This window comes from Candidatus Pseudomonas adelgestsugas, assembly GCF_004124255.1.
GTDB classification, from domain to species: Bacteria; Pseudomonadota; Gammaproteobacteria; order Pseudomonadales; family Pseudomonadaceae; genus Aquipseudomonas; species Aquipseudomonas adelgestsugas.
Genome location: NZ_CP026512.1, coordinates 1,786,105 through 1,801,042, shown reverse-complemented (window position 1 = coordinate 1,801,042; position 14,938 = coordinate 1,786,105). Strand labels below are relative to the sequence as shown.

The window sequence follows — 14,938 nt, the reverse complement described above, 5'->3', positions numbered from 1 at the left end:
TAAATTATAGCTATGACCCACAATGGTTATGCCGATCGCTAATCACTACCGCCACGATATTGATAAAAGCTACGGCACCTGGAGGATTAGCGTGTAGTTCTAGTAGCTGCGAATAGTCAAGGTAATCTAACTTTTAATTTATTAATGGCTACAGTTGACATTGATTGCTATTAGCAATGGTCACATCTTTGTTTTTTTATATATGCTTATTAAGCTAAGGTGATAATCGTGAAAACGAACAATCCTCTCCTTCAGTCATACAAGTTACCGCCGTTCTCGGCAATCCGTGTAGAGCACGTCCAACCGGCCATTAAACAGATCCTTACTGATAACCGCGTTGCCATTAATAATATTTTGCAAAGCCAAGAAAAAAATCCTACATGGGCTGGGCTGGTATTAGCTATAGATGAACTAAATGATCGCCTGGCTGCCGCTTGGAACCCAGTGAAGCATCTCAACTCCGTGTGTAATAGTATCGAACTGCGTCAAGCCTATGAGGCTTGCTTGCCAGCATTGAGCGCCTATGATACTGAGATGAAACAAAACCGTAAGTTATTTCAGGCTTTTGAGGCTTTAGCCAAGAGTTCCCAGGCCGCCTATTTTGACGTAGCACAAAATACTATCTTAGAGCATTTGCTACTTGACTTTCGCTTGTCTGGTATCGATTTGCCGTCTAAGCAGCAAAGGCGTTACGCTGAAGTGCAGAGCAAGCTATCTGAGTTAAGCAGCAAGTTCTCTAACCAACTACTAGATGCTACCCAAGCATGGACTAAGCACATTAACGATGAACTAATTCTTACTGGCCTGACTGACTCTGCTAAGGCACAAATGTCTGCTACTGCTCAGGCTAACGGCTTTGACGGTTGGTTAATCACTCTAGAGTTCCCAAGCTATGACGCAGTGATGACCTACTCCTGCGACAGGGCTCTGCGTGAAGAGGTCTATGCAGCCCACTGCACTCTGGCGTCAGACCAAGGCCCGAATGCCGGCCAGAATGACAACGGTCCAGTGATAGAGCAGATCCTTGAATTGCGCCAAGAGCTAGCTAAACTTTTAGGCTACGCGTCATTCTCAGAATTGAGCCTAACTACTAAAATGGCTAATTCTAGTAGACAGGTTCTGAGTTTCTTGCGTGATTTAACTAAGCGCAGCAGGCCGTTTGCTATCCAGGAGCTACAACAACTCAAAGCTTATGCTGCCGAACAGGGTTGTATTGATTTACAAGACTGGGACAGCAGTTTTTACAGAGAAAAACTGCGTGAACTGCGTTACAATCTGTTCCAGGAAAACATACGTATTTACTTCCCAATCAATAAAGTATTGAACGGTCTTTTTTCTATCGTGCAGCGCCTTTACGGCATCGAGATTTTTGAGTGCAAAGATTTTGACACTTGGCACCACGATGTTCGCCTCTTTGAAATTAAAGAAAACAGTCAACATGTCGGTTACCTATTCTTTGACCTATACGCTAGGACCAATAAATGCGGCGGTGCTTGGATGGACAGTATACGCGACTATCGACGTACTGTAGATGGTTTACTGCAAAGCCCAGTTGTAAATCTAGTGTGCAATTTTACGCCGGCTGATAATGGCAAGCCAGCCATGCTAAATCACGATGAAGTGACTACACTATTTCATGAATTTGGTCATGGTCTACATCACTTATTGACTCGCGTTGAGCAAGCTGGCGTATCCGGTATTAACGGTGTGGCGTTGGATGCAGTAGAGTGGCCAAGTCAGTTCATGGAAAACTGGTGCTGGGAGCCTGAATGCCTGGTACTGATTTCTGGTCATTATGAAACAGGTGAGTCTCTGCCTCAGGATTTAATAGAAAAAATGCTTGCAGCAAAAAACTTCCAGTCTGGCCTAAGAATGATGCGCCAGCTAGAATTAGCGCTGTTTGATTTTGAACTGCACGCTACCTATGGTGATGGTCGTACAGTAGCACAGGTGCTTACAAGTGTGCGCGATGAGGTTTCGGTAATGCGCCCACCGACTTATAATCGCTTCCCTAATAGTTTCACGCATATCTTTGCCGGTAGTTATGCGGCTGGTTACTACAGCTACAAGTGGGCAGAAGTATTGTCTGCGGATGCCTTTTCTAAGTTTGAAGAAGATGGCATACTTAATGCTAACACTGGTCGTGCATTCCGCGAAGCTATTTTGGCTCGTGGTGGCTCCCAAGCACCGATGGTGCTATTTATTGATTTTTGTGGACGTGCACCGTCGATTGACGCACTCTTACGTCACAGTGGTTTAAGTGAGAACACAGTAGCATGAATAATAATCCTATTATCACTAAAAGCAGTTTTTATAAGTCATTGCGTGACTAAAACTTGCAGCAAACTAGATAAGTTGCAGAGATAGATTGAGGATGACGTGCTGTTTTAAGAATATGTAGTCTGCTTTTATATTGATATGCTATATAAATAGGTTTTATAAATTTTTTCAAGAGTGATGGTTGAATACGCAGGCGTTGCATCTGCTAGGCTTGAGGATGCAGCCAGTATAGTTTGGCTCAATATCAATTTAAAAACTGAGATTTATGTAAGTTTTGAGTCAAAGTTTACTGTATTTTCCTACTAAAACCATCAAAGTACAATGCAATATATACCACTGCCATAAAAAGCATTCAGTCAAAAGCTTATTTGTGGTGTGTAAGGCTAGTCTTGTGTTTAACCATGCATAAATATTTTTTGGTATATCAGCATCATCAATGTGGTTATTACGATAAATTAGCTGTGACTTATGTGATAATAAATATACGTAGCTGGACTATACAGTTGTTAGTCAAACTGGTTTTATGCTAATATCTAACATTAGTAGTATGTTGCGTTACAGCATAGGCCTCATCTGCTGTAGGTTAAATTAATTGCCCACAAACGCGCTCAGTCTATTCCCATAAATAGATGGGGGGGTAGCTGTAGTGTAGGCCTAAATCTAAACTTTGCCATTAACTTAAAAATAGATAGTATAGAGCAATTAAATCTTAAATATTTACTTTTAGCTTTAATAAAGAGCATGCCTGATTGGTCATCTAGATTCGTCTAGAATGGTTAATGGCGTGTAAGTCTGCTGTATCGTGATCTGCTGGTTGTTTTTATAAAATATTTTATGTGGATCAGCAATCAATCATTAATAATGATAGACTGCTTATGTGTTTTATCGCTTTTGTATATAAAAGCCAAAGTAAATTTTTTATTTTTCTTAGTAGCAGTTAATAAGTAACTGACTATATAGTATATTTTACTTAGATCTAATCTGGATCTAGATCTGGATGGTCTCCAGTATAACTGTTTATATAAAGTCTTAATTTGTATCTAGATTGTTATAGTTAACAATACCTAGCATGGTTATTGTTGGTTATTGGTTTTTTATTTTGGAAATCAATGTACCGGATGTTGCTTTTGCATACTTATATGCTCTGCAATTCAATTGCTTCATGATAGTAGTAGTTGGCTAAATTATACTTATTCAAGTACAAGTACCATCACGGATGGTCTGAGATCAGAATTAATATTTCTGTAACTTCATTGGCGCTAGTGATAATAGAGTGGCTCCTGATTAATTTAAATGATAATAGCTTCAACTACTGATCTATATGATTTCGTACAGCAGCATATCTTATGCTGACGATAATATGTAAATTCTATCAGATAATCTACCTATAAATAATAGCATTATTATAAATACTAACTATAAAATAAATACGTTGAATCAGTATTTATATTCACTAAATATACAACGTTTTTGCCCTAGGCAAACCTGTTCTTTTGTAAGGTTTAGATTGAAAATCCAAATAGTTTAGTGGCAAGACTAAACTGTTAGTTGACACAGGCAATCTGCAATAAGCACCTAAAACCTGAATTTTTTCTGATTAAGGCATATAAAGATAACTATGAAAGCAATTAGTGATAGAGCCTATGACTTTTTGCAACACTTACTAGATAAGTGTCTAAGAGAAACTTACTTGACTCAAAGTAAAAAGCATACCTACAGCAAAATATCACAGTAAAAGGCAGTTACGTAGCAGACCTGCATAAGAGCAATATACATTATTGCTGTGAACTACAATCTAGAGCAGGTAATGCAACATTATCAATATTGTATCAACTAAGCCAAATAGCACATTTTATCAATATAACTCATAATATACTATACTATATAAATAGTATGTAAGCGTTTTTATATTAACATCTTTGCCTCACGTGGCTTACGCACAGATTGCTAATTTGTACAACTGTTTATACTTAACTATTATTGCGGTTGAAAGTAAATAATGAAGATTATTAATTACTTTCAACCTAAGATACAAAATGCGCATCAAAGCAACTAAGAATAGTATATGTAATAAATTTCTAGATCTACCATGTGCTTAATTTATTAAGCAGAATTACGGTTATTACTATAATAGTATTGATTTCTATTTATGGCTTGGTTATATTTATTGAGATGTATTATCTCTGGCTAAAGCTCAAAACTCAACTAATTATTCAAACCAATGCTAGCGATGTGTTGGAATAATAACTATCATAGTCGAATTATATAGAACTTTTGAGTAATCAGTATTGTACTACTAAATCGTACCCATCAGTTTATCAAGCGTATGTTCAAGGCTATTTGACTTGGTTGTAAGTATTTATTTGCTGATATCATATGACCACGATTTATTAACTGATATAGCTTGGCTTACCATAAAAGAGAGTCTAGCTGTTTCGGAGTGAGTAGTTAATATGTACCTTGACGTACGTAATGATAAGTCGTTTATGGATTTATTGGCGTAGTGCTTCAACAAAGTTGATCAAAAATTGAAAACGTAATTGATTAGAAAGATTTAATCTCGATTATTAAGTATTCTGCCACCAGCTAAATAGAGGGCACTATTATAAACTGGAGATAGCAAGCTCTTTACGCTTAAGGAGCAATTATATATTTTACTACAATCTATGATCTATAGAAGTTTATTTAGTTTGAGTTAGTTAAGTGTTCGCTGTTACCCTATTTGTATTAATTACTAATGAGTTGATGCCTCTATTTTGCTAGCTACTCAATATTTCACTAGATAGGTTTTAGAACTGATTTAAAAAGCACTTTATATTAATCAAGAAGATAAATCATGATTAACAAGAATAGACAGCCATTGGCTACTTTTGCATCAGTGTCTCAAGTGGCTAAATCTGCTGATGCAGCTTTACAGCAAATCGTGAATGGTTTTTTGCATTTTCATCATTACGTCTTTCCTCAGCAACAAGAACTCTTTAAGAAACTCGCTACATCTCAGAGCCACTAGCTATGTTCATTACCTGTACCGATTTGCGTATCGTGCTCGAGCTAATTACTCACAGCTCTCCTGGGGATTTATTTGTGACACGTAACGTTGGTAATGTCGTGCCGCCATATGGTCAGATGAACGGCAGTGTCTCCACTGCTATTGAGTATGCAGTGCTTACCCTTGATGTACAGCACATCATTGTATGTGGGCACTCTAATTGCAGCGCTATGCGCATGGTGCTTTATCCTGACAGCTTGGAAAATATGTCAACGGTCAGAGCTTGGCTGCGTCATGCCGACGTTGCCAAATCTATAGTTAAGGATAATTTTGACTTTGCGAATGAAAGCGCAAGCATGCAGGCACTGACTGAAGAAAACGTTATAGCTCAGTTGCAGCACTTGCGTACCCATCCTTCTGTAGCCTTACGCATGGCTAGTGGATATTTATTTATCCATGGTTGGATTTACAACATCGAAACCAGCGACATTAGTGCTTATGACGTTGATTTGGCAACATTCAGACTGTTAAATGACATCGACACTATTCCTTGTGCTACGCCTAGAGTAAGCTTCTAAGTCGTTTTCCTGCATAGCATTGCTAGTAGCTGCTATGAAAAAATACATTCAGTAGTGCTTTGTCCGGTAAATAACTCTGTAATAGCCATACAATAGCTACTCCATTAAACAATATATTGCTTAATGGAGTAGCTAACTGCAGTAATTGAACCTCTTATTATTATACTCTGCTTATTGCATAAGCATAACTATATGGTATGGCATGCTGCAACATAAAGCACGCTCCTATGGTGACCACTGCCAGTATTATTCGTTTATTGTTTAGTTTCACTGGAAATTTGCAGTTAAGCACTATACTTGTCCAAGCTTTTTTTCAAAAAATCTTAGATTTTGTGTTTAGAAAAGCCAGGCATGTATAGTTAATAGTTAACTATAATGTATTATAAATACTGTAATGTTGTACCTATTTTTATTAAAACTAAATTAAGGTTAATTATGGATATTTAGTGTAGCGAATGCAAGGCAGAGGCAGCTAATCTAAACTCGCTTATCTTGAAACATTCAATGCTTGATGAGTTTGCTATATAGATAAAAAATCTGCCGCACTTTCTGTAATATTTGTTTTGTCAAACTGCAAACTAAAGTATAACTTTTCATGTTTGAGGTACCTCAAGCTCTAGCGGATTTTTTGTTAAACTAACAACAAAATATTTGTACTGTGTATAATGCTGTAAGTTTGACACCGTTATGGCAGCTTTTGGTTGGTAGTTACTAAAAATAGATATTACAATCGTTGTGAGCTATAAACAAAACGTTTGTGATACCTCTTAAAGATATACTAGTGCTAAAAAGCAAAAAAATAAATTATGGCTTTTACTTGATATATCCACAACAATTCTATTGTGCCTCTTTGTGCTCAGGAGGACGGTTATGAGTACTATGATTGACTATTTTATGCCAGATTAGGCTTATGGCCTCGCTAAAAGATTAATACGCAAAGTATTGATTATTTTATTACAAAGATATTTACAAGATGTTCTTGTTGCTCTTTTTACTGTGTTCCTTGTTAGGCTTACAGTTCATCTAGTTAACTTATTTCAACAAGAACATTACTAGACACTTTATAATTATGATGTTAGGCGCGGTAATGTTAGCATTGTTCAATTTTGCTAATCAGATAAACCAGTCGATGATTAACGTGCTAAGCATTGCCTTGCTGCGTATAAATAGTTTAAATTTCCAGTTACTGTTAGTTGTTAAAGCGGATTTTTGATTGTATTATAAAATTCTCGGTAAACTATATCTGTAGCTATTTTTTTGTAAGAAAAAATATTGAATTATTCATGATGTATTAATGGTGATTAACTTTGGCATGTATACAGCATGTATGCAACTTGTCAAGTTTAATATAATCTTGTTGATTAGCGCATTAATGTTTAATGCTTTATAGATTTTTTGTTTATCATGATTACATTCATATAGAATGTATGCTACACTACGTTTAGCCAATTGATAGGATTATATTAAATGCTATTTAATGTAGGAGGTATAGCCTATCTATATTGAATCTTGTGTAAAGCATAGAAAATTAATTAATAGTTAATTATATGTACTTTTTAACCTGTAAGGTAAGTTTTCTGAGCATTTGTTTTATACTTAATAAATTATTTGACAGTCATGTCATCATTTATTTTGAAACAAACATTATACACTGTATCAGTCACTACTTTAGATTAATTGATTTCTCAGGTGCTGTTTCTTAGTACCTTGCTCTAATGAGCCATAGATTGGCTCTCGCTACTTTAAAAAAATTTGACTAATGAGTACCAAGAAGCTTGCTGATTAGGCGAAAAGTAAACTTACTGGCACCAATACTCTGGAAGAGTGGTAGCACTTATACCAAATTGTAGGCCTTATAAGAATGCCATTCCAATGTAATTGATTAGGCTTTATGCGTTAATCATGCATTTATTCTAGATCTAAATATATATTTATAGTTTTAGCGCCTATAGTTATTTTTAAGTTTATGAAAATTATTCAACGTTAAATCAAATTTAGTTTTTTGTATCACCATAAGCATAATATATAGATATTTATACGTTTTTACCGTATATGTCCTGAGTAATCCTATCCATAGAGCAGGATTTGCCATAAAGTTTTTTGCTAACACAGGCAACTTTGACCTAGTTGGTAATGATAATATAGAAGTTATTTTATTCGGAAACTGATTCAGCTTACTCACTGCGTGTACTTTATAAAATCTAAAGTGCATAACAATATTTCTACTAATCATTCATCTTACGATAAGCTGTGAAATCTTGTTTTTCGCTAACTAAAATTAGCAGTATTATGATGACTGCAGTCAATTGTCAGCTATTGTGTTCGAAAAAGCCTAGATGCGATGTATAGGGTTTTAGCATGTCAAAACTTATTATTTGATTAATACCTAAAGTGGATCGGGCATCGTTAAATTTTGCTAGCATCTAAAATTCGTTACCAATTTTAGTTTGTAAGATACAGCACAAAAGCTTGTTAGTAAAATTTGACGAAACGTATAGTAATACCTTATAAAATATTGCTAAGTGAGTTATGAAAATTATATTAGGTAAGCATGCTATATGATGACATTAAAGTGCGTCAATCTACGACTATTACTGCTAATAGTATCGATAGTACAGCCATCTTGGTATTGAGCAAGCATTAAAACTGTCAAGGTGTGTATGCTAGGTTAGCATAGGTGGCATTAGTACCAGTGAAAAAACAGTTAGCAAAAATATAACGGAGGATGCGCTTATGGAGCGTATGTCATCAATTATGTTTGATGCTATATTTTGCTTGGTCAGTAAATAGCACAGCGAGGCGTTTTTATAGCGATTGCCTTGTGTTATATTTTATATAGAGGGCCTCTCAGACTAAGGCAATTCTAGTTTAATTTCTTGGCTGTTTGTGAGATTAAAATGCTTTCTTCAGCCTGACGCGTAATAAAGTACAACCAGTGCTTGAATGTTATTAATCATGTACTGATGAGCCATTGGATTATATCCAAAATTAATTAATTTTATTCGTTTAGCTGTCTAGCGAGATTAGCTGTAGCTTTAATAAGTGCTTAGAAAAAATACGGTCAGCAGTTATTAACTAAAGTGAAATAGATTAATTCTTGCAATTTATTATTATTGTGCAGGATTTATATTTTTTGGCGAGGCATGATAAAACTAAGCAAAAACATAGCGGCGGCTGTAACCACAATCGATGGGCCAGCTGGAGTATTTTTAAACCACGACAAGGCCAAGCCTCCACACACTGCGAGCATGCCTAGCAGGCTAGCGCCGATAGCCATCTGTTCGGGTGAGCTAGCGTGACGTTGCGTAGCGGCTGCGGGAATAATCAGTAGTGACGTAATCAATAATACGCCGACGATTTTCATAGCAAGAGCAATTACAACCGCAATCAACAGCATGATAGTGATGCGCAGTGTTGATACTGGCAAACCCTCGACTATAGCTAATTCTTCATGTACACTGATCGCCAGCAATGGCTTCCACATGGCTACTAGTATGGTCAGTACAGTGGCACTTCCGCCGATGATCCATGCAAGATCCATCTGACTAATCGTTAGCAAGTCTCCAAAAAGATAAGTTGCCAAGTCGATGCTCACTTCATGCATAAGGCTTAGTACTACTAGCCCTAAGGATAACGCGCTAGGCGCCAAGATACCTAGCAGTGTATCGGTAGGCAGTGATTGGCGTTGTTGCAGAGTAACCAGTGACATTGCCAGCAGTAGGCAACCTATAATCACTGAGATAGTCGGGTTTATATCCAGCAAGACACCTATTGCTAAGCCTAGTAGCGTAGCGTGCGATAAGGTATCACCAAAATAGGCCATGCGCCGCCAGGCCATGAATGAACCCAAAGGGCCGGCTACTAGTGCTAAAGCCAAGCCTGCTAGCATGGCATGAAGCTGAACATTAACCATGCTAGCAGCTATTTCCATAAATATTAATAGTTAAAGTGTAGTAGGGTCATCGATGATGGTACCATGTAAATCGTGGTCGTGGTCATGATGGTGGTGATAGATCGCCAAAGTCTGTGCATTTTTGCCAAAAAGCTCGATAAACGCCTGATCACCACTAACTTGCTTGGGGTGACCAGAGCAGCACACATGGTGGTTGAGGCATACTACCATGTCGGTTGTTTTCATTACTAGGTGTAAGTCGTGAGAGACCATAAGTACGCCGCATTCATAACGGTCGCGTAACTTAGTGATCAGGCTATACAGTGCTGCTTGACCAGCAACATCAATGCCCTGCATAGGTTCATCAAGCACTAGTAGTTCAGGTTTGCGCAATAAAGCACGCGCTAGAAAGATACGCTGCATTTCGCCGTCAGAGATGTTTTGTACTGGGCTGTTGATTACCTGCTCAGCGCCGACTTCCTTGAGTGCTGCTTGCGTACTAATGCGGTCTACACCAGGCATCAAGCACAAGAAACGTAGCACCGATAGTGGCAAGGTTGGATCGATGTGCAATTTTTGCGGCATGTAGCCGATTCGCAGCTTTTGTTTACGCCATACATTACCGTTGTCTGGCTTAATTAAGCCAAGCACAGTTCGTACCAGGGTAGTCTTGCCGGCGCCATTAGGACCAATCAGTGAGACGATCTGCCCTGGCTCTACACTAATGGTGATGTTATCCAGCACGTTTTGTCTGGCAAACATGACACTAATATCTTGTAGACGGATTAACGCATTACTCATTAAAACCCTTATTGGCAACCAGAACATGACCAGGCTGTATCGGTTGTTTATTTTTCAACTGTAAAGCAAACCTGAGTGGAGCTTTTAAGTATTGAGTCGCTCATGTTTTTGTGCAAACTCAATAATAGTGCAATATCTGTAGCAGATTAAAAATCTAGCTTTGGCATGCATGTTGTTAGATGATTACATCTAACCAGTACACTAAGCCAATAGACACGATGTGGTAGGCTATTTTCCAGCAAGAAAATTAGTACACGATACGCTCTAGTTAACGTGTTGATTGCACTACCCAGTTAACGTTAAGTTGATACATTAAAATGTCTTAGGTTCTAACAGCTTAAGACCTGTCGCATTATTTTCTAAAAAATATACGACATATAGCGTTCAGGCACAAGTTTTTTTGTGCGCTAATGATATAGATTTTCGGCAGTGCATATCAATACAGTAGGAGTACTCTTAGAGATGGCCATGAAGTAGTGTCTTAAGCATGGATAGCAATATACATTTGATAAAGACGTTAATATATAATACTTTATTGACACATTAAGCAAGCTATAGTAAACAAACTGGTTTATTTTATCATTAGTTTGTATATAGCCAGAGCTGTTTAGGCTAAAAATATAGTGCTGATCTGCGTAAAACCTGTAGTTGGTAATCACCGCTGTGCAAGACAACATAGCAAACTCAGAAATATTAGTACAGTTTGTAGATATGCTGTATTAAATCAGTCCAAACATAGTGGTTTCTTGCCCTGCGTACCTAAAAGACTTAGGTTGCCGACTTTAGCAGTAGAGGATTTGACTGGAATGACATTGCAGTCTTTAACCAAATATAGCAACTTTTATACCGATGAACATGATCACAGTTTAGATAGCATGAATGCGCACTTGTAATTGTCGATCGTCAATGCTTGTATTATTAGCGCGTATAACCTGCGATTTAAGTGCTGTTAACCAGGGTAAATGCAAAAGTAATCAGGGTACCGTTAAAGTGCTTGACGAATGCTTCAATGTTTTCGATGTGCACTTTAAAGTTTGATTAGTGAGTTTAGGTGACAAGCCCCACTTTACTCTATCAGACTTTTAACTGCCTTGAAAACGTGTATGGGCTCAAACTACTAATGTGTTTAGTTGGTCACCATTGCGGTTATGTTTAAGCTAAAATGCTACTAGCTTTTTTAACACTAAAGCTAGTAGGGCTTAATGCGTTAGATTATTAGGTCATATCTATAGCACAAGGTTGCAATCAAGTCTGAGAAAAGTTCATTAAATTATTTAGCTGAGCATTTATAGTTGCTTTACAAGATGACTTAAATACAAAATAGAAGATAGTTTGTTAGAGTATAAGGCAAGATTATTAGAAATCTTTATGATAGTTAAGTCACGTTACTGCATTGATTGTGCTAATTTTGTGATTCTTTAGATCACAAATGGCAGGTGTAAGCTTACCTGCTGACGTTGCGCTAGTCGATACTCAAATTCTATTGGGTCATGAATCAATACGTCCTGCCCGGCAAATGATTCAGCAGCTATCAGGCGTGATAGCCAAAATCGCACGCATGCTACACGTAACATCGTCGGCCACAGTTCGGCTTCCTTGGCGGTAAATGGTCGTAGGCTCGCATAAGCGTTTAGCAGAGCACTGGCACGTTGGCCATCAATCACGCCATCTGCATGAGAGCACCAGTCATTTAAGGCGATCGCCACGTCGTATAACATCGGGCCAGAGCAGGCGTTATAAAAGTCTATTAGCCCAGTTAGGTGCGTTCCTTCGAACATTGCATTGTCGCGGAACAGGTCAGCGTGAACATTAGCGCATGGTAAAGTGAGGATAGCAGTCTTGTGGTCTTTGATTTCGCTTAATGCAGCTTGCAGCAAGCGTTGTGGGGCGTTATTTAAGTGTAAAATTAGTTGTGCGCCCTTTGCAAGCATCCAGTCTAAACCGCGATCAGTTTTATGTTCTAAAACCTTTTTTCCTTGAGTAGCTAAGTGTAGGTGACCAAGCAGATCACCAACCTGAGCACAATGTTGAGCGTTAGCGTCTTTGATATGTTGGCCAGCTAGACGCGGTTGTAATAGTGCTGGTTTGCCTGCTAGTTCACGTAGTGCTATACCTTCGACAGTACGCAAGACGTAGGGCACTGGCAGGTTAGCATCATGGAGTACGCTGAGTAGTTCGATCAAGAATGGCATTTCGTTAACTTGACCGCGCTCAACTAAGGTCAATACGAATTCGCCATGTTCTAGACTAATAAAAAAATTAGTATTTTCGCTGCCAGAAATAATCCCCTGAAAATTAAGCAGGCGGCCTAGCCCGTAAGGGATGAGAAAGGCTTCCAGCTCGAGTCGAGATATGGGAGTGAATACAGACATGTTTAAACTGCCAGTACAGGCGCCGCAGTGCGTGGTGCCAATTTAAGTTAAAAAAATTTTTCCATTCGAAAATCTTCCATAAGCTGGATCAGCATATCCAGCTGATCATAGTCGATAAAATTCGCATTAGTTTCGTCTACGCACACTGAAGAAGATGGCAGGAAGCTTTTTTAGGAGTATCTTGATTATATAAAGGAAGTTATGTGAATGGTCTTTATAAATAGTTTTTTGTTTTCTTCTGTGCTATAGTAATAGCCTCCGGGTTATTTGAAGTGGGTGGGTAGTATTTATCGCTATAGCTTCTGCTAAAGTCAGTAGCATTAAGTTCGCTCACAGCATGTGATTTACTTACGCATAATAATCTTGTCACTTTGTTTTCATTGGTCCAGCTATCTTAGCACCTGACCCATAGAAAAAGGTTGATTCTGCTCATGAACCAAGCCCCTCTCGTTCTGGTAGACGGTTCTTCTTATTTGTTTCGCGCTTTCCATGCATTGCCAATGTTAACTACCTCGAATGGCCTACCTACAGGTGCTGTCAAGGGTGTGTTGAGTATGCTCAAAAGCTTGCGTAAGCAATATCCAAACAGCCCGTTTGCAGTGGTATTCGATGCCAAAGGTAGTACCTTTCGCAAAGCGATATACGCTAAATATAAGGCTAATCGCCAAAGTATGCCTAATGATTTGCGTCTTCAGATTGAGCCACTGCATCAAAGCGTGATTGCTTTGGGTTTTCCTCTGTTATGCATTAAAGGCGTTGAAGCTGATGATGTAATTGGTACCTTGGCCAGTATCAGCGCGGCGCCTAATCGTCAGGTAGTGATTTCTACTAGTGATAAGGATATGGCGCAGTTAGTAAATAAGGACGTTACCTTAATCAACACCATGACTAGTAGTTCGATGAATATCGATGGTGTGAAAAAAAAATTTGGCGTCGCTCCAGAGCGAATCATCGATTATCTAGCGTTAATTGGCGATTCGTCTGACAATATCCCTGGAGTTCCAGGGATTGGTCCAAAGACCACTACTAACTTACTTATAGGCGTGAATGGCGGCTTAAAAGAGCTTTATGAACAGTTAGACATTGTGCCAAATTTACCGATCCGGGGAGCTAAGACTATACGAGCGAAACTGGAACAACATAAGAAGATGGCATTCCTTTCCTATCAATTAGCGACGATCAAAGTTGATGTGCCGCTTGATTTACGGGTAGAAGACTTGTATCTGATTGAACCAGATTTTGAAAAGCTGCTAGATCTATATAAACTGCTAGAGTTCAAGAGCTGGTTTGATGAGATTCAGCGCAATGCTAAGTGTATGCAGCTTAAGACTTCGACTGAGCCTACAATCAGGAGCTACAGGCACGGCTTGCTGTAATACCTAGCCTTATGAGTGTGCTGACGGACATTGAAATACCGCTAGTGTCAGTGCTGGCGCGTATTGAGTGCCAAGGCGTGTTAGTGGAAAGATCTGCTGGGTATTCAAAGCATTGAACTGAGCGATATAATGTTAAGCTAGAGCGTCAGGAGTTTGAAATCGACGTAGAAGAGTTTAATCTGAGTTCGCCAAAGCAACTTCAAGGCCATTCCTTACGATAAGCTTGGTTTGCCGATGCTAAAAGACTAGTATCGGTATTGCAGTATAAATAAACTGAAAAGTACCTATGTTGATCGCTTGTCAAAACAGAGTAACTAGCAAGCAAAGGGGTATTTACACGTCTTATTATTAGGCTGTAGCTGTAACCAGGCGCTTGTCATTCAGCATTCCGAACCTACAAAACATTCTGGTGCGCACTGCTGAAGGACGGCGGATTCGCCAAGTATTTATCGCGCCTAAAGGTTACACGCTACTAGCGGCTGATTATGCTCAAATTAAGTTATGAATAATAGCATACTTATTTAAAGATAAGATGCTTATAAATTTATTCAAGAACGATTTTGATTGACATACCACTACGGCAGCATAGGTGTTCATGGTTACATTGTCTGAATGTAGCGCTAACCAGCGTAGAAGTGCTAAGGCGATCA

Annotated in this window: 4 protein-coding genes and 2 pseudogenes; 3 read left to right on the top strand and 3 right to left on the bottom strand. The window is 38.5% G+C overall.

All coding sequences use genetic code 11. The annotated features are described in order from the left end of the window. Positions 1 to 228 precede the first annotated feature (228 nt). Together C3B55_RS04430 and C3B55_RS04425 are read left to right on the top strand one after the other, a co-directional pair. Positions 229 to 2,280 (top strand): M3 family metallopeptidase, encoded by a 2,052-nt coding sequence (locus C3B55_RS04430; protein WP_129211807.1) that lies wholly within the window; start codon positions 229 to 231, stop codon positions 2,278 to 2,280. Positions 2,281 to 5,116: 2,836 nt separating this feature from the next. After that, positions 5,117 to 5,847: pseudogene (locus C3B55_RS04425) on the top strand (carbonic anhydrase). A gap of 3,124 nt (positions 5,848 to 8,971) precedes the next feature. On the opposite strand, the gene znuB reads toward C3B55_RS04425, so the two are convergent. The 3 genes from znuB to C3B55_RS04410 form a co-directional block, all read right to left on the bottom strand. Beyond that, positions 8,972 to 9,760 (bottom strand): zinc ABC transporter permease subunit ZnuB, encoded by a 789-nt coding sequence (gene znuB, locus C3B55_RS04420; protein ID WP_129211805.1) that lies wholly within the window; start codon positions 9,758 to 9,760, stop codon positions 8,972 to 8,974. 30 nt (positions 9,761 to 9,790) lie between these two features. Then, the gene (gene znuC / locus C3B55_RS04415) at positions 9,791 to 10,540 is read right to left on the bottom strand and encodes a zinc ABC transporter ATP-binding protein ZnuC (protein ID WP_129211803.1); all 750 of its coding nucleotides are present in this window, start codon (positions 10,538 to 10,540) and stop codon (positions 9,791 to 9,793) included. Positions 10,541 to 11,958: 1,418 nt separating this feature from the next. After that, a complete protein-coding gene (locus tag C3B55_RS04410; RefSeq protein WP_129211800.1) occupies positions 11,959 to 12,912 on the bottom strand; it encodes a homoserine kinase in 954 nt (317 codons plus the stop codon). A gap of 431 nt (positions 12,913 to 13,343) precedes the next feature. On the opposite strand from C3B55_RS04410, the pseudogene C3B55_RS04405 reads away from it, so the two are divergent. Then, positions 13,344 to 14,793 (top strand): annotated as a pseudogene (locus C3B55_RS04405) (DNA polymerase). The last annotated feature ends 145 nt before the right edge of the window (positions 14,794 to 14,938 follow it).

Excerpts from the sequence above, each read along its gene's own strand:
- znuB (WP_129211805.1), bottom strand. The coding sequence starts at position 9,760 with ATGGTTAATGTTCAGCTTCATGCCATGCTAGCAGGCTTGGCTTTAGCA.
- C3B55_RS04410 (WP_129211800.1), bottom strand. The coding sequence starts at position 12,912 with ATGTCTGTATTCACTCCCATATCTCGACTCGAGCTGGAAGCCTTTCTC.
- znuC (WP_129211803.1), bottom strand. The coding sequence starts at position 10,540 with ATGAGTAATGCGTTAATCCGTCTACAAGATATTAGTGTCATGTTTGCC.